Raw genomic sequence first — 15,412 nt, forward strand, 5'->3', positions numbered from 1 at the left:
GTTTATTGCTAAGGAAACGGTAGTTGTTGTTCTTGTGGACGGTGGCCGCCTGCTTTTTAACTGTAAATCACAACCTACAAGAAAAGACTCCTATTTATTTGAGGTGAAGGTATTGTCTAAGATTATGGCCGTGGCAAATCAAAAGGGCGGTGTGGGGAAAACAACAACATCGGTTAATTTGGGTGCAGGACTTGCTTCACTCGGAAAGAGAGTACTGCTTGTCGATATTGACCCCCAGGGGAATACAACGAGTGGCGTCGGAATTAATAAAGCAGACGTGGCAAACTGTATATATGATGTCATTATTAATGATGTGCCTCCCCAGGAAGCGATCGTAGAGACTCAAATCGAGGGCCTTCATATCATACCTGCGACGATTCAACTTGCTGGAGCCGAGATTGAATTGGTATCCACCATATCGCGAGAAGTTCGTCTGAAAAAATCACTTGCCCTAGTTAAGAGCAATTATGATTATATTTTAATCGACTGCCCACCATCACTTGGTATGTTGACGATTAACTCGTTAACGGCATCGGATTCAGTGATCATTCCTATTCAGTGTGAATACTATGCCCTGGAAGGATTGAGTCAGCTTTTGAATACTGTTCGATTGGTTCAAAAACATCTGAATACTTCTCTTCAGATTGAAGGCGTATTACTTACAATGTTTGATGCTCGCACAAATCTCGGTATTCAGGTTATAGAAGAAGTGAAGAAGTATTTCCAGCAAAAAGTGTATCAAACGATTATTCCTCGTAATGTACGTCTTAGTGAAGCTCCTTCTCATGGACAATCTATTATTACGTATGATCCTCGTTCTAGAGGAGCGGAAGTGTATTTAGAGCTCGCAAAGGAAGTGATTTCTTATGAGTAAGCGGCTTGGAAAAGGACTGGATGCCCTCATTCCTTCGCTTTCAATTAATGACGACGATAAAGTCGTAGAAATCCCGATTAGCCAACTGCGGGCTAACCCTTATCAGCCGCGTAAAGCATTTGATGAGGAAGCCATACATGAACTGGCGGAGTCGATCCGACAACACGGTGTGATTCAACCGATTATCGTACGTCCTGTCCTGCGAGGATATGAGATTATTGCAGGCGAACGCAGATTCAGAGCATCACAATATTGTGGAAATGCTACCGTTCCAGCAGTCGTACGTCCATTCAACGATCAGCAAGTGATGGAAATTGCCCTGATTGAGAACCTGCAACGGGAAAATCTGAATGCTATGGAAGTGGCTGTAGCCTACCAAGGATTAATGGACCAGTTTTCTATGACTCAGGAAGAATTGTCGGTAAAGGTAGGTAAATCACGTTCACATATTGCTAACTTTCTACGTTTGCTTGCTTTGCCTGAAGAAGTGAAGGAACATGTTTCACGTGGAACATTATCCATGGGACATGCAAGAGCTATTGTAGGTGTGAAAGATGAGGAACTGGTGAAACAACTGGCTAAACAGTCAATTGATCAGCAATGGAGTGTGCGTGAGTTAGAAGAAGCAGTCCAACAACTGGATCGTTCCAAAACAGGTGAGACAAAAGCCAAAACCAAGCTGAAAAAGAAGGATCCATTTATTGATACTTTAGAAGAGTCACTTCGTGAACGGTTTAAAACGACAGTGAAAATTAAACATGGTCAAAAAGATAAAGGTAAGATAGAGCTCAACTACTACAGCAAGCAGGATCTCGAACGTTTATTGGAATTGTTGCAATAAGCACCCGTTCGATTACTAACAACATGCAGAGCCATTCATGTCATGACATATCGCCTCTGTGTTCCGGAGAATCGATATGTCCTTCTTTGTTTATGCATAATACTTAGGTGTTGAAAGCTTATGAGCAGAGGTGGTAGGAGGGTGGAGAAAATAATCTATCTTGATCATGCAGCTACATCTTGGCCCAAACCACCTTCTGTTGGTGAGGCGATGTTGAATGCACTCGAATTTGCTGGGGCTAACCCAGGTAGAGGAAGTCATCGTATGGCTGTGCAAGCTAGTAGGGTATTGTTTGAAACAAGAAAAGAACTCGCTACCTTGTTCGGTATTAAGAATCCTAACGATATAGTATTCGGATCGAATACAACAGAAGTTCTTAATCTTGCCATTCGAGGTACTCTTCAAGATGGTGATCATGTCATCGCTACGATGGCAGAGCATAATTCCGTTCGGCGGCCACTAGAGTTGCTTCGTAAACAAGGAATAATACAGGTTGATTACGTACCTGTAGATGGATCTGGTTCTATCGATTTGAAAAAGATGGAACATATGTTTCGAGAAAATACCCGTCTGGTTGTATGTACACATAGCTCAAACTTGCTAGGTAGCATCTTGCCCATTAGTGAAATCTCACAGCTATGCCGTAAACATCAGGCTCTGTTACTGGTAGATGCAGCTCAAAGTGCAGGGGTCATGCCCGTAGACGTGGGACAACTGGGCATTGATATGCTTGCTTTTCCTGGACATAAGGGTTTGCTCGGACCGCAAGGAACAGGTGGTTTATATATCGCGCCTGATATTGATGTACAACCTCTTATATATGGAGGAACTGGCAGTCAATCAGAAGCACTGGAACAACCTAAAGTACGTCCTGACCGATATGAGGCAGGCACACCTAATACGATAGGAATTGCAGGTTTAGGGGCCGGAGTGAAGCAGGTACTTACGATATCGCCCTCAGTAATTTACCAGCATGAATGGGAGCTGACACAGCATATAATGGAAGGTATCTCTTCTATTCAAGGTGTTCGTATATTGGGACCGGAAATGGGGCAACCGCGTACCGGTTTAGTATCCTTTATTGTTGAAGGATATGATGCTGCTCAATTGGCATTCCAATTGGATCGGAAATACAGTATTGCGGTGCGTTCGGGATTCCATTGTACGCCACTTGCACATGAGGCAGCTGGAACAACAGATACCGGAGCTGTTCGAGCAAGTGTAGGATATAGCACATCCAAAGATGAAGTGGATGAATTCATTCGGGCAGTAATAGAACTGACCTCTGATAAATAGTGAGATGCACTTTAATGTGCATTGAATTGGTAATATATGATTAATTTCTTGCTTAACAGGTTGATTTATAATAGATGATAAGAACTGCGGACAGACGTGAATCTGATCAATAATATAGAGGGGTAGTTGCACTTACATGACTGAATTAAATGAGCTGATTCTGGAACAGCTGTTGTGGATTATTGGCGGATTAACATTACTTACGGTGATTTTACTGATCGTAAGCATTGCTCAAGGGGCGAAGTTACGGAAATTTAAACGTAAATATGAAGCCATGATGGCTGGCAGTGGTGTGGAGGACCTGGAATCCTTGTTGGTTAATCTGAAAATTCAGATGGACAACATTGAGGATGAACACAAGTTGCAAACGAATCAGTTGCAAACAGCTCTACAGAAGCTGGCTCGGATTCAGGGCAAGGTTGGTGTGAAGAGGTACAATGCTTATGGGGAGCGCGGAACTGACCTAAGCTTCTCAATAGCCATGATTAATGAAAGTCAGGATGGCATGATTCTTACCGGATTATTCAATCGTGATGGATCATATGTATATGCGAAACCTCTAAAAGGGGGAGAGTCAACGTATACACTTTCCCCTGAGGAAAAGGAAGCTATTACTCTGGCACTGCAAGCAGAGTAGAACGGGTATGCCACTCTCGAATAGCCGAATATAGACTGCTTGCTATAATTTCAGACATACGCATTACAAGGCTGAGCCGTGTGTTCTGGAGCACAAAGTATTCCATAAAACCGCCGACGTTAACGATACCTGTCAGATGGATATCGCCGACCGGCGGTAATTCTTTATTCACCCCTGCACCAGGTTTGAGAGGACCGTTAACCACCTGAATGCTACCGACACTGGAGGATTGACCTAGACAGGCATCAATTCCAATCACGTATGGATTGTGATGAACACTGTAGATTTTGTTGAGAGTATCTTGGAGATTGACAGCATGAACAGGTTCATCCAGTGTACCGTATAGGTGAAATAAAGGGCTGTCCCATTTTGCAAGAGACGTACCTACAAGCGGACCGAGGCAGTCACCAGTAGATCGATCTGTACCGATGCAGACAATCACTACATTTTGTAACGAGTGGGCCTTGTAGAGATGGAACATTAAACGATGTACAATGGCCGAATGTACGCCTGGATCGGTATGAGCAACTTTCAAGCTGGTCATATCTTGTGACGAAAAGGAACGCGAAGTAGGATTCATAGGATCTATCCTTTCCCTTGGAATAGTAGTATCAGTATATGGAAAGATAGAGTGTTTTATACTTGACAAGTGTATGCTTTTTGGCTGACGTTCCATGAAGCGTGAAAGGAGCAGGAAATGGATGAATGGCTGGACAATTGGCTGTTGATTGCGTTTGACTCCACGCAGCAGGCACTGCGTGCAGAAATGTTGCTGGAATTTGCCGAGATTGAGATTGACCTGTTTCCGACACCTAAGGAGATTACGGCAGGTTGTGCTCTGTGTATTCAGTTTCCCAAAGAGGATCTGCTGCGAGTACAGAAAATCATTCGTGATGAATTTGTAGAGATTCGCGGCCTCTATTTTAAAACCGGAGACAGCTATGATAACATACCGATGTAGAGGAGGGATCGGGCATGACACGATTTGATTTTTTCACAAAGCTTAATGTAGATTCTGCTAATCAGGTCATGGACAATGCTCTTCACTGGAAAGACAAAGTATGGGCTAAAATTGCGGATACGGATATGTGGTTAAATATCATGTTCAGTTCGATTCGTATCCTCATTATTTTTATGATCACCCGAATTGTCATTAAAGTAGTGTCCCGCATTATTGATCGGTCGATGGCACGGAAGCAGGAAGGTAAAATTCGAGTTAATCCGCGGAGATTCGTAACCATTGGTGAGCTATTGAAAAATGCAACGTCGATAACATGTAATTTTATTATGATTTTGTTACTGTTATCCGAAATCAACGTTCAGGTCGGGCCGTTGCTTGCTAGTGCGGGGGTTCTTGGGCTTGCAATTGGTTTCGGCGCACAGGGGCTCGTCAAGGATGTCATTACTGGATTCTTTATTATTTTAGAGGATCAGTTCGCTGTTGGAGATGTAATTCAGACAGGTACGTATAAAGGAACGGTTGAGGTCATTGGCCTAAGGACGACGAAACTGGTAAGCTGGCAAGGGGAAGTACATATCATTCCCAACGGTACGATTGCGAGTGTGACCAACTATTCTATGTCTAATTCTTTGGCTGTAGTGGATATTCCGATGAAAGCTGATCTGACACTGGATGAGTCTGTACATTTGGTAAAACAATCGCTTGTTGGGATCGAGGAACGAGACCTGAATATCGTGAAGGTACCTGATGTGCTAGGTATACAGTCCATGTCGACTTCAGATTATGTTATACGTATTGTAGCTGAATGCATGCCGAACTCCAGAGCTTCGGTAGAACGTCAAATTCAGGGAGACGTAAAGAAAATTCTGGAGTATCATGAACGAAATCAGCAAGCTGCACTCGAACAGGCGGCTACACTGGATAATGATAAGGGAGATGGTGCGAGTGGAGCGTAAAATTTTTCAACTCGGGGATATTGTACAGATGAAAAAGCAACATCCCTGTGGCAGCAATGAGATGGAAATCATTCGCATGGGTATGGATATTCGGATCAAGTGTGTTGGTTGCAAACACAGTGTTTTGATCCCCAGAGCCAAGTTTGAAAAAAACTTGAAAAAAGTATTGCGTTCGGCTGAAGAGCCAGAATCGATCTAGAGCAAGAACTTAATGCGTCGTGGAATGTATCTGCTATGTTTCGAGGTTGAAGACGTCTGTCACACCACGAAAATAACGTTTACATACAGACGGCTACAGGTATTGCTTTCCTCATACAAGCATGCTATAATCAATTCTGCTGCGGAAAGGTACCCAAGAGGCCCAAGGGGGCTGACTCGAAATCAGCTAGGCGTGTCACAGCGTGCGTGGGTTCGAATCCCACCCTTTCCGCCACTTCAATCTTATGGTTGAGTGGTTAAAGTGTACGAGCGTATATGGATCCTTGTAACGGGATTATTCATAAATAATAAATGAAATGAAGGAGACTTTCCGTTGGAGAGTCTTTTTTTATATATTAAAATGTACATAAAAATAAAGAGCCCCGAAGGGCTCTCTATCCGGCAGCACATGTTTAGTTAGATCACAATCGGTCGTAACGACAGAAACGCTGGCTGTACTGCTTGCAGCAATACCTGTGTTTCAGACAATGGTCTTACACACCCACAAGCTTCTTATATTACGTGATGCATCTCCAACAGCGAAAAATCGGCTTCGTTGTCCAACGGAACCACACCTCTCTCGTGTACCGCCTGATTGTATTATGTGCAATCTGGGCCTTTATATACATGATGCTGAAAAAAATAAACTTAGTGGACGCGAGCTTTGGTTAGCTTTTTCCATTTCCGATTGTGATTACTCGTTTCGGGAAAGGCTTCACCTTTTTTCAAGGTTACTCGCTTCGGATCATTAATCTCCGTGTGAAAACTTCGCTCTCCAACTTCAGTATACTCTCCATCATTCGGAGCTTTGTCTCCTGGTTCGAACTCGGTTCTTTCACCCATAATCAGCAGCCTCCTCCACAGAATGAGATCATTGTTACTTCTATAGTGTGTTCCAGCAGAGGCAGGAACATGTCGGGGATTATGTACCAATATGTACAGGGAACGTTTGCTTGCATTTGGTCTGTGTATTTGTTATATTAATATAGTTCGAGTTTGTGCTCGTTCCTTGCTCTCAACCTGGATTGAGGGCCAGAGTCCATAAGGAGGTGAAAATTATGCGCAAATATGAATTGATGTACATTATTCGTCCAGACGTTGAGCAAGAAGTTGTTCAAGCTACAGTCGAAAAATTCCAAGGCATCATCTCCAACGGCGGTGGTGAGGTTACTGCTCACGACGTTATGGGTAAACGCCGTCTTGCGTATGAGATCGAAAAATTCCGTGATGGTGTTTATGTTCTGGTAAACTTCACTGCTGAACCAGCAGTAGTTACTGAGCTTGAGCGTCTCATGAAGATTTCTGACGAAGTAATTCGTTATCTCATTACCAACGACGTTAAGTCTGCCTAAGACGACAACTCGTGATTAACGCACCAATACGCTCAGAAGGAGGGGATTACATTGTTGAACCGTGTCATTCTGATCGGCCGGTTAACCCGGGATCCTGAATTGCGTTACACTCCAGCTGGAGTGGCCGTGACACAATTCACTTTGGCCGTAGACAGACCGTTTACAAGCCAAGGAGGAGAGCGGGAAGCAGATTTTATTCCGGTCGTAACCTGGAGACAGCTCGCTGAGACTTGTGCAAACTATTTGCGCAAAGGACGTCTCGCTGCAGTTGAAGGACGCATTCAAGTACGGAACTACGAGAATAACGAAGGAAAACGTGTATACGTGACCGAAGTCATTGCCGATAATGTCCGTTTCTTGGAGTCAGCTAACCGTGATGGCGGTGGCGGCGGGGGACAACCTATGCGTGAAGAGCCTTCGTATGGAGGCAGCGGACGTGCAAGCAATAACAATGCTTCGCGTAGCAACAATCAGGATCCTTTTTCCGATGACGGAAAACCGATTGATATTTCGGATGATGATTTGCCATTTTAACGTGAGCCGATACTCGCTACGAGATATGGGTTACATGATAGGAAAGGACTGAAAAGCATGGGCTTCAAGCAAAGAGAAGGCGGAGACGATAAAAGACCGGCACGTCGTGGTGGTCGTAACAAACGTCGTAAAGTGTGCTTCTTCACAGCGAACAAAATTACTCACATCGATTATAAAGATACGGACTTGCTTCGTAAATTTATCAGCGAACGTGGAAAAATTTTGCCACGCCGTGTAACAGGTACTAGCGCTAAATATCAACGCATGCTGACGATTGCAATCAAACGCTCCCGTCAAATCGCATTGCTGCCATACACAACTGAGTAGTATTACTCAGTTCTCATACAAAAGCAGTCGGCTTACAGCCGGCTGTTTTTTTGTGTTATCAGAGTTTATTCTGTTAGAGTAATTATGTTATGTGATTTTGAAAAGTGAGGAAAATGAAAACGTATAATCATGTAACTTTGCATTAAGAGCTTTTGGAGCTAAGATGAATTATAATAGAGTTTAGCTTATCGAATTGCATCAATTCATTTCATCAATTCAGTACCAATTCAGTACTAACCTATTAACAAGAATTTATCGATTAGATTTAAACTCGGGAGAATATATGAATTCATCACAACGTAAAGGAAAACAGCGAACAAAGAAAAGCTTAAGGAATTGGTTGCTCGCAACACTTATTTTGTCCATAGTGTACCTGTGGCTGCAACAGAAGGGAGATCTTGGGGAGAAATGGTTGGGTGAAACAATCCCAGATCCGTTGCCCATTACCGGATTACATCCAGTGGTTGCTGAAAATGAAGGAGTGCTCATCCGTATGGCTGCCAGACGTGGCATAGAAGTTGTGATTACACACGGATTCCGTAGTGTAGAAGAGCAAAATGCCCTTTTTGCTCAGGGACGATCTGCTTCAGGAAGTATTGTAACGAATGCAAGAGGAGGGGAATCCTATCATAACTATGGACTTGCCATTGATTTTGCCTTAAGAACCCCTGATGGAGATATTGTGTGGGATATGGAACGCGACGATAATGGTAACGGTAAAGCAGATTGGATGGAAGTTGTTGATTTGGCTAAAGAGATGGGGTTTACCTGGGGTGGAGACTGGACAGACTTTCCTGACTATCCTCACTTGCAGATGGATTTTGGTTTGAGTATTCGAGATTTAAAGGGTGGAAAGAGGCCCCCTTTAAGACCATAGATATAGTAATATATATTCATAAAACTGCATAATCACCAACAAAGTCCTGCAACAAGCAGGGCTTTTTTCTTTCTTTTGTAAAATAAATGTTCAAAATTGACAATTAACTCTTTACAGCATCAAATAAATAAAACTATACTAGAATAACTAGATTTTAACTCTGATCTTACAAAACTCGAATAAATGTATTCAAAAAACGATATACATCCATATATCAATAAATAGTGTTAAGCATAGGATTCTCTAAACATAACATGGAAATGATATATTACGGAACATTGAAGTGTTTTTAATTAGATTACACCACTTTTAATGTTACATACATGTCACGTATAGGCATTAAAAGGAAGATACTGCTGGTGTTCTTCTTACGTAAGTATGCGCTTTTAATTAAAGTGTTATAAAATAAACTACGCTTTAAATCCCTTTTTACTAAAACATTTACCCAAAAATGCCCCATAAGAAAACATTTATTCCAAAAAACCTCAAAAAATGATTGACGTCAACTAAAATTACACTTATGATTACAGTAATTATTTGTATAATAATTCCACTAGGAATTATCAACATTAATTGACCAATGGTCTAATTCGAAGTCTATAATCTGGTTCCTGTCAACGTTAAGGTATTTTGTATACACTTCTGTTCATTTTATGTAGAACATGGAAATATACAGTGGATGCATTCTTCTACTCACGAATACAGTCTGCGGAAATTACGGGGTTAGGGTGATTGATTTGAATAATGAGCTATTGGAAGTCAGAAATCTTACGACATCATTTAGAATTGAAGATGACTATTATGCAGCAGTTGATCACGTAAACCTTAAAGTCAAGAAAAATGAAGTGTTGGCAATTGTAGGTGAGTCAGGCTCGGGTAAAAGTGCGTTTGCATTTTCTCTTATGGGATTGCATAACAAAGCTAGAATCGAAGGCCAGATTCTGTACAAAGGAAAGGATATTGCCAACATTCCCCCAAATCAATTAAATAAACTTCGCGGTAAAGAAATGGCGATGATCTTTCAGGACCCTTTGTCCGCACTCAATCCCTTAATGATCATAGGTGAACAGATTGAAGAGATCCTTACGCTTCATCAACCCAAGCTGTCTTCCAAAGAGAAGCGGGAAAAGGTCATTCACTTATTGAATCAGGTGGGGATTCCACGTCCCGAACAAATATATAAGCAATATCCTCACGAACTATCTGGTGGCATGAGACAACGGATTGTTATAGCGATCGCAATTGCCAATAAACCAGAACTACTGATTGCCGACGAACCAACAACAGCACTTGACGTTACTATTCAGCTACAAATTCTCGAATTAATTCGAGAGTTAAAGAATGAGATTAATGCTGGGATTATTCTTATTACGCATGATCTTGGTGTAGTGGCTGAGATGGCCGATCGAGTAGCCGTCATGTATGCAGGCGAAATTGTTGAAATTGCGGATATCTTCACGTTAATGACCAATGCGAAACATCCGTATACTCGTTCGTTACTGAACTCTATTCCCACCATTACTGAAGAAAAATCAAAATTGCATGTCATACAAGGCATTGTGCCTTCTCTTAAAAATCTTCCAAGGCAGGGGTGCCGATTCAAGGCTCGTATTCCGTGGATCAGCGATTCAGCTCACGAAGAAAACCCGCAGATGCATGAAATTGCACCAGGACACTTTGTAAGGTGTACCTGTTATCAGCACTTTCATTTTCCTGATCAAGCGGAGGAGGAATAACCCAATGGCATTACTCGAAGTAGAAGGACTCAAAATACACTTCCCAATTCGCGGTGGATTGCTCAAACGGGAGATTGGTAATGTAAAAGCTGTTGATGATGTCAGTTTTTCTATTGAAGAAGGACAAACGTACGGTCTTGTAGGGGAGTCGGGTTCTGGGAAGACAACAACAGGTAGGGCAATCATTGGCCTGAATCATGTAACGGCTGGCAAAATTTTATTTAATGGCAAGGACTTGACGAAAGAACGACGCAAAGATCGTCAGCTCCAGCGAGATGTACAGATGATTTTCCAAGATCCGTACTCCTCTCTTAATCCTAAAAAGCGGGTTATGGATATTATTGCTGAACCACTTCGTAACTATGAGCGACTAACGGCAACAGAGGAAAAGAGGCAAGTCCGTAATTTGTTAGAGAAGGTAGGGCTTAGTCCTGAGTCTATCTATAAGTACCCTCACGAATTTTCAGGGGGACAGCGTCAACGGATCGGAATTGCGCGTGCGATTGCACTCAAGCCCAAGTTGATTATTGCTGATGAGCCTGTATCAGCGTTAGATGTATCCGTACAGGCCCAAGTGCTCAACTTCATGCAAGAGATTCAAAAGGAATTGAATCTGACGTATTTGTTTATTAGCCACGATCTGGGCATTATTCGCCATATGTGCGACCAGATTGGGATTATGTATAAAGGTCGATATGTAGAACAAGGGACGACGGATGATATTTTTGAGAATCCTCAGCATATATATACTAAACGTCTTATCGCTGCGATTCCGGATATGGACCCAACCAAACGTGAGGACATGATAGCTTTCCGACAGCAGATCAAATCCGAGTATGAGAACTCATACCGCAATTTCTTCGATGAGGAAGGGCTTGCTTATTCGCTCCAATCCATCTCCAATACTCACCGGGTAGCTTTACCTCAGAAAGGTTGAAGGCCATATGTGGAAAACTATTGTACGCCGAATATTCATCATGATACCTCAGATCATTTTGCTTAGCATACTGGTCTTTCTGATGGCTAAAGCCATGCCAGGAGACGCATTAACGGGACTGCTTGATCCGAGTGTCGACCCCAAGGCACTCGAGGAACAGCGTGAACGACTAGGGCTGAACAATCCATGGTATGTGCAGTATTGGGACTGGATCAGCCATGCTGCAGTAGGTGACTTTGGACAATCTTTCCGTTTCAAAATGCCTGTAACCGACCTCATTGGTCAGCGAATTGCGAATACGTTCTGGCTTGCACTTGCCACACTTGTTTTTACGTATCTCATTGCGATCCCTCTCGGCATTATCAGTGGTCGTTACAATGACACTTGGTCTGACCGTTTGATTACAGGATATACGTATCTAGGTTTTGCAGCACCACTGTTTATCTTTGCTCTAGTCATGGTCTGGATTTTCGGTTTCCATTTTGGCTGGTTCCCGACCGGAGGGAGTGTGGCACCGGGGCTTACCCCAGGGACATTTGAATATGTCATAAGTAAAATTCACCACTTGCTGCTGCCGGCACTATCGATGGCATTAATCTCTACCGTATCAACGGTTCAATATTTACGTAGTGAGATCATTGATATCAAGCATAAAGAATTTGTGCTTACAGCGAGAGCCAAGGGTGCTTCGGAATCCCGGATCTACAATAGACATATCTTGCGAAACTCTCTGTTGCCAATTGCTGCCTTTTTCGGTTATGAGATTACGGGGTTGATTGGCGGAACCATCTTTATTGAAAGTATATTCAGCTATCCAGGTATGGGACAGTTGTTCCTAAATTCCATCTCATTACGGGATTTCAGCGTAGTGACTGCATTGGTTTTACTATACGGCATTGCAACAATTGTGGGATCGTTGCTGTCTGATATTATTCTGGGATTGGTTGACCCACGCATTCGCATTAAGTAAGAACTTGAAGATTTCGGGGTGAAAACAGATGAGCAGTGCCAATGATGTTGTTGTGTCTTCACAAAAGATGGATAAGAGCCCCTCTAGCTTGAGAATATTGTGGCGTGAGCTTGTCAGGGATAAAGTAGCCCTCATCTCACTTATATTTTTGGGTCTAATTATTGTTCTTGTATACGGGGCTTCCATGATCATGGATCAGGACGAGATTGTTAAAGTGGATTTGTTTGCACTGTATGAGCCGCCCTCGGCACAATATTGGCTGGGAACAGATTACGGCGGTCGTGATGTGTTTGGGCAACTGGTTATAGGAACAAGAAACTCATTAACCATAGGTATTTTGGTTACGTTGATGACAGGATTCATTGGTATTCTCGTGGGTGTTCTCTCCGGATACTTCGGCGGGATGATTGATAACATGTTCATGCGTGTGGTGGACTTTTTTATGATCCTTCCATTTCTGATGTTGGTCATCGCATTTGTCACCGCAGTACCGAAATACAATATTGTTTCATTCTCACTAATAATGACGGCCTTCCTTTGGATGGGAATTGCGAGGCTCATTCGTTCCAAAGCCCTTCAGGAGGGTGAACTGGAGTATATTAAAGCGTCTAAAACACTCGGATCTTCTCACTTTAAAATTATTGTATCTCAGCTTCTTCCCAACCTGAGTTCAATCATCATCGTAACGATGACACTGAACTTGGCAGCAAATATTGGCCTTGAATCCGGGTTGTCTTTCTTGGGGTTTGGATTCCCAGAAAGTACACCTAGTCTTGGAACACTCGTAAGTTATGCACGTAATCCGCAGACCTTGGAATACAGATGGTGGATATGGCTACCTGCATCACTACTAATTCTAGTATTGATGTTGAGTATAAATAATGTCGGACAGGCCTTAAAGCGTGCGACGGATGCAAGACAAAGAAGAGGTTAAAAAAAGGGAGGAAAGGTTCATGAAAAAGGGATTATTTTCACGAGCACTATTTTTCACGATGATGCTGGTCTTTGTATTGGCGCTTGCGGCGTGCTCCGAAAAAGGGGCGGAAACTCCTGCACCTGGGGCAAAAACAGAAGAAGGAAAGACGGATGAAAAGCCTGCAAATGAAGAGGGCGTGTACTCCATTGAAGACTTCAACAATGTGAAAACGAATGAGGGTACTGCTATTGAAGGTGGATCCATTACATTCGGTCTCGTATCGGATACAGCTTTTGAAGGTACACTCAACTTCAACTTTTACTCCGGCGCTCCGGACGCTGCTGTTCTAAACTGGTTTGACGAAGGTTTGCTGACTTGGGACAAAAACTATGTTTACACCAATGACGGCGCAGCAACCTATGAAACTTCTGAAGATGGCAAGACGTTTACACTCACCATCCGTGACAATGTAAACTGGCATGACGGCAAGCCAGTAACTGCAGAAGACCTGCAGTTTGCCTATGAAGTGATCGGTAGCAAAGGGTATGATGGCCCTCGTTATGATGGTAACTTCACAAGTGTAGTAGGTATGGAAGAATTCCATGCCGGAAAAGCAAAAACCATCTCGGGTATTAAAGTGCTGAGCGATAAAAAAATCAGCATTACGTATAAAGAAGCGACTCCATCCCTTCTAACAGGTGGTGTATGGACATATCCACTTGCAAAACATATCTTTGGAGATATGGATGTAGCGAAAATGTCTTCTTCCAAAGAAGTGCGTGAAAAGCCTATCGGTTTTGGCCCATTCAAAGTTGAAACGATTACTCCTGGTGAGTCTGTAACTTATGTGAAAAACGAAGACTACTGGCGTGGGGCTCCAAAACTGGATAAAGTGACATTGAAAGTAATCAACCCAACAACGGTTGTTCAAGAACTGAAATCAGGTGGTGTGGATCTGGTAGATTCATTCCCGACAGAACAGTATAAAGATAATGCTAATTTGTCTAATGTTGAATTCCTGGGAGCGATTGATCGTGCATATACGTACATTGGCTTCAAGCTGGGATCATGGGACGCTGAGAATGGTAAAGTTAAAACCAATCCAGATGCTAAAATGGCAGATAAAAACCTGCGTAAAGCAATGTGGATGGCTGTAGACAATGATCAAGTAGGGAAACGATTCTACAATGGTCTTCGCTGGAATGCAACAACGTTGATTCCACCATCTCACCCTGAGTTCCATGATTCCAGCAACCCAGGTGTAAAATATGATCCGGAAGCAGCCAAGAAACTGCTGGATGAAGCTGGTTACAAAATGAATGGTGAATTCCGTACAAAACCGGATGGATCACCACTCGAAATCAACTTTGCATCGATGACAGGTAGTGATATTGCTGAACCGTTGGCACGTTACTATGTACAATCCTGGGCAGCCATCGGTCTGAAAGTAAACCTGGAAATGGTTGAGTTCAACAGCTTCTACGATCGTGTAGGTAATAACGGTAAAGATGATCCGAACCTTGATGTATATCAAGCTGCTTGGACAGTAGCCATCGATGTCGATCCAGCTGGGCTGTATGGTCGTGATGCGCTGTATAACTTCTCTCGTTTCTCTAGTGAAGAGAATGACAAGCTGCTTGCACGTGGTATCTCTGCAGAAGCGTTTGACGTAGAGAAACGTAAAGAGATCTACAATGAGTGGCAACAGTACATGGTGGAAGAGGTACCTGTCTTCCCGACATTGTACCGTGCAGAAATTGTACCTGTTAATAAACGTGTAATGAACTACGCGATTGGTGATGGAACAGGTATTTACCTGAATGAGCTGGCAGTCAATGCAGATAAACCAGCTGTTGCTCAGTAATGAATACCTGCTTCCAATGGATTCATCTCAAAGTTTTAAAGTGCCATTGACTCATAGAAAAGGTACTTTCAACTCATAATCAAAACATGGATTTCGACACTCTGGCATGGGGTGGAGGAATCCATGTTTTTTTTGT

Annotated in this window: 18 protein-coding genes and 1 tRNA gene; 17 read left to right on the forward strand and 2 right to left on the reverse strand. The window is 42.8% G+C overall.

Annotated features, from left to right (window positions below):
* The first annotated feature begins 112 nt into the window (after window positions 1-112).
* From PQG66_RS13200 to PQG66_RS13215, 4 genes are all read left to right on the forward strand, one after another.
* Window positions 113-874, forward strand: coding sequence for a ParA family protein (locus tag PQG66_RS13200; RefSeq protein ID WP_272038707.1), 762 nt, complete (start codon window positions 113-115; stop codon window positions 872-874).
* Window positions 867-1,715 carry a ParB/RepB/Spo0J family partition protein gene (locus tag PQG66_RS13205; RefSeq protein WP_272038187.1) on the forward strand — a complete coding sequence of 283 codons (849 nt, stop codon included), beginning with the start codon at window positions 867-869 and terminating at the stop codon, window positions 1,713-1,715. The genes PQG66_RS13200 and PQG66_RS13205 overlap by 8 nt, the downstream gene beginning before the upstream one ends.
* 141 nt (window positions 1,716-1,856) lie before the next feature.
* The gene (locus PQG66_RS13210) at window positions 1,857-3,011 is read left to right on the forward strand and encodes an aminotransferase class V-fold PLP-dependent enzyme (RefSeq protein WP_272038188.1); all 1,155 of its coding nucleotides are present in this window, start codon (window positions 1,857-1,859) and stop codon (window positions 3,009-3,011) included.
* A gap of 136 nt (window positions 3,012-3,147) precedes the next feature.
* Window positions 3,148-3,648 (forward strand): DUF4446 family protein, encoded by a 501-nt coding sequence (locus tag PQG66_RS13215; protein WP_272038189.1) that lies wholly within the window; start codon window positions 3,148-3,150, stop codon window positions 3,646-3,648.
* Here the strand turns inward: PQG66_RS13215 and yyaC are convergent.
* Window positions 3,623-4,228 (reverse strand): spore protease YyaC, encoded by a 606-nt coding sequence (yyaC, locus tag PQG66_RS13220; protein WP_272038190.1) that lies wholly within the window; start codon window positions 4,226-4,228, stop codon window positions 3,623-3,625. The genes PQG66_RS13215 and yyaC overlap by 26 nt on opposite strands.
* Window positions 4,229-4,345: 117 nt before the next feature.
* On the opposite strand from yyaC, the gene PQG66_RS13225 reads away from it, so the two are divergent.
* The 4 genes from PQG66_RS13225 to PQG66_RS13240 all read left to right on the forward strand — a co-directional run bounded on the left by PQG66_RS13225 (window position 4,346) and on the right by PQG66_RS13240 (window position 5,998).
* Window positions 4,346-4,609: a DUF3343 domain-containing protein gene (locus tag PQG66_RS13225; protein WP_272038191.1), complete on the forward strand. Its 264-nt coding sequence runs from the start codon at window positions 4,346-4,348 to the stop codon at window positions 4,607-4,609.
* Window positions 4,610-4,623: 14 nt separating this feature from the next.
* The gene (locus PQG66_RS13230; RefSeq protein WP_272038193.1) at window positions 4,624-5,565 is read left to right on the forward strand and encodes a mechanosensitive ion channel family protein; all 942 of its coding nucleotides are present in this window, start codon (window positions 4,624-4,626) and stop codon (window positions 5,563-5,565) included.
* On the forward strand, window positions 5,555-5,764 hold the full coding sequence (locus PQG66_RS13235; RefSeq protein WP_272038194.1) for a DUF951 domain-containing protein: 210 nt from the start codon (window positions 5,555-5,557) through the stop codon (window positions 5,762-5,764). The genes PQG66_RS13230 and PQG66_RS13235 overlap by 11 nt, the downstream gene beginning before the upstream one ends.
* Before the next feature lie 143 nt (window positions 5,765-5,907).
* A tRNA-Ser gene (locus PQG66_RS13240) sits at window positions 5,908-5,998 on the forward strand.
* 413 nt (window positions 5,999-6,411) lie between these two features.
* Here PQG66_RS13240 and PQG66_RS13245 read toward each other — a convergent pair.
* On the reverse strand, window positions 6,412-6,606 hold the full coding sequence (locus PQG66_RS13245) for a YjzC family protein (protein WP_272038195.1): 195 nt from the start codon (window positions 6,604-6,606) through the stop codon (window positions 6,412-6,414).
* 215 nt (window positions 6,607-6,821) lie between these two features.
* On the opposite strand from PQG66_RS13245, the gene rpsF reads away from it, so the two are divergent.
* From rpsF to PQG66_RS13290, 9 genes are all read left to right on the forward strand, one after another.
* Window positions 6,822-7,115, forward strand: a complete 294-nt coding sequence (gene rpsF, locus PQG66_RS13250) for a 30S ribosomal protein S6 (protein WP_272038196.1) — start codon at window positions 6,822-6,824, stop codon at window positions 7,113-7,115.
* A gap of 51 nt (window positions 7,116-7,166) precedes the next feature.
* Window positions 7,167-7,649: a single-stranded DNA-binding protein gene (gene ssb, locus PQG66_RS13255; RefSeq protein WP_272038197.1), complete on the forward strand. Its 483-nt coding sequence runs from the start codon at window positions 7,167-7,169 to the stop codon at window positions 7,647-7,649.
* Window positions 7,650-7,706: 57 nt separating this feature from the next.
* On the forward strand, window positions 7,707-7,976 hold the full coding sequence (rpsR, locus tag PQG66_RS13260) for a 30S ribosomal protein S18 (protein WP_090923587.1): 270 nt from the start codon (window positions 7,707-7,709) through the stop codon (window positions 7,974-7,976).
* Between the two features lie 283 nt (window positions 7,977-8,259).
* Window positions 8,260-8,853 (forward strand): M15 family metallopeptidase, encoded by a 594-nt coding sequence (locus PQG66_RS13265; protein WP_272038198.1) that lies wholly within the window; start codon window positions 8,260-8,262, stop codon window positions 8,851-8,853.
* Window positions 8,854-9,590: 737 nt separating this feature from the next.
* On the forward strand, window positions 9,591-10,589 hold the full coding sequence (locus PQG66_RS13270; RefSeq protein ID WP_272038199.1) for an ABC transporter ATP-binding protein: 999 nt from the start codon (window positions 9,591-9,593) through the stop codon (window positions 10,587-10,589).
* 4 nt (window positions 10,590-10,593) lie between these two features.
* Window positions 10,594-11,526 (forward strand): ABC transporter ATP-binding protein, encoded by a 933-nt coding sequence (locus PQG66_RS13275; RefSeq protein WP_272038200.1) that lies wholly within the window; start codon window positions 10,594-10,596, stop codon window positions 11,524-11,526.
* A 7-nt stretch (window positions 11,527-11,533) separates the two neighbouring features.
* Window positions 11,534-12,496, forward strand: a complete 963-nt coding sequence (opp4B, locus tag PQG66_RS13280; protein WP_272038201.1) for an oligopeptide ABC transporter permease — start codon at window positions 11,534-11,536, stop codon at window positions 12,494-12,496.
* A 28-nt stretch (window positions 12,497-12,524) separates the two neighbouring features.
* Window positions 12,525-13,430, forward strand: a complete 906-nt coding sequence (locus tag PQG66_RS13285) for an ABC transporter permease (RefSeq protein WP_272038203.1) — start codon at window positions 12,525-12,527, stop codon at window positions 13,428-13,430.
* Between the two features lie 19 nt (window positions 13,431-13,449).
* Window positions 13,450-15,276, forward strand: coding sequence for an oligopeptide ABC transporter substrate-binding protein (locus PQG66_RS13290; protein ID WP_272038204.1), 1,827 nt, complete (start codon window positions 13,450-13,452; stop codon window positions 15,274-15,276).
* The last annotated feature ends 136 nt before the right edge of the window (window positions 15,277-15,412 follow it).

The sequence above is a fragment of the Paenibacillus sp. JJ-100 genome (genome assembly GCF_948329825.1).
Taxonomy (GTDB): Bacteria; Bacillota; Bacilli; order Paenibacillales; family Paenibacillaceae; genus Paenibacillus.

Excerpts from the sequence above, each read along its gene's own strand:
- PQG66_RS13265 (WP_272038198.1), top strand. The coding sequence starts at position 8,260 with ATGAATTCATCACAACGTAAAGGAAAACAGCGAACAAAGAAAAGCTTA.
- PQG66_RS13230 (WP_272038193.1), top strand. The coding sequence starts at position 4,624 with ATGACACGATTTGATTTTTTCACAAAGCTTAATGTAGATTCTGCTAAT.
- rpsR (WP_090923587.1), top strand. The coding sequence starts at position 7,707 with ATGGGCTTCAAGCAAAGAGAAGGCGGAGACGATAAAAGACCGGCACGT.
- opp4B (WP_272038201.1), top strand. The coding sequence starts at position 11,534 with ATGTGGAAAACTATTGTACGCCGAATATTCATCATGATACCTCAGATC.
- PQG66_RS13215 (WP_272038189.1), top strand. The coding sequence starts at position 3,148 with ATGACTGAATTAAATGAGCTGATTCTGGAACAGCTGTTGTGGATTATT.
- PQG66_RS13285 (WP_272038203.1), top strand. The coding sequence starts at position 12,525 with ATGAGCAGTGCCAATGATGTTGTTGTGTCTTCACAAAAGATGGATAAG.
- PQG66_RS13290 (WP_272038204.1), top strand. The coding sequence starts at position 13,450 with ATGAAAAAGGGATTATTTTCACGAGCACTATTTTTCACGATGATGCTG.
- PQG66_RS13205 (WP_272038187.1), top strand. The coding sequence starts at position 867 with ATGAGTAAGCGGCTTGGAAAAGGACTGGATGCCCTCATTCCTTCGCTT.
- PQG66_RS13275 (WP_272038200.1), top strand. The coding sequence starts at position 10,594 with ATGGCATTACTCGAAGTAGAAGGACTCAAAATACACTTCCCAATTCGC.
- PQG66_RS13245 (WP_272038195.1), bottom strand. The coding sequence starts at position 6,606 with ATGGGTGAAAGAACCGAGTTCGAACCAGGAGACAAAGCTCCGAATGAT.
- PQG66_RS13225 (WP_272038191.1), top strand. The coding sequence starts at position 4,346 with ATGGATGAATGGCTGGACAATTGGCTGTTGATTGCGTTTGACTCCACG.
- rpsF (WP_272038196.1), top strand. The coding sequence starts at position 6,822 with ATGCGCAAATATGAATTGATGTACATTATTCGTCCAGACGTTGAGCAA.
- yyaC (WP_272038190.1), bottom strand. The coding sequence starts at position 4,228 with ATGAATCCTACTTCGCGTTCCTTTTCGTCACAAGATATGACCAGCTTG.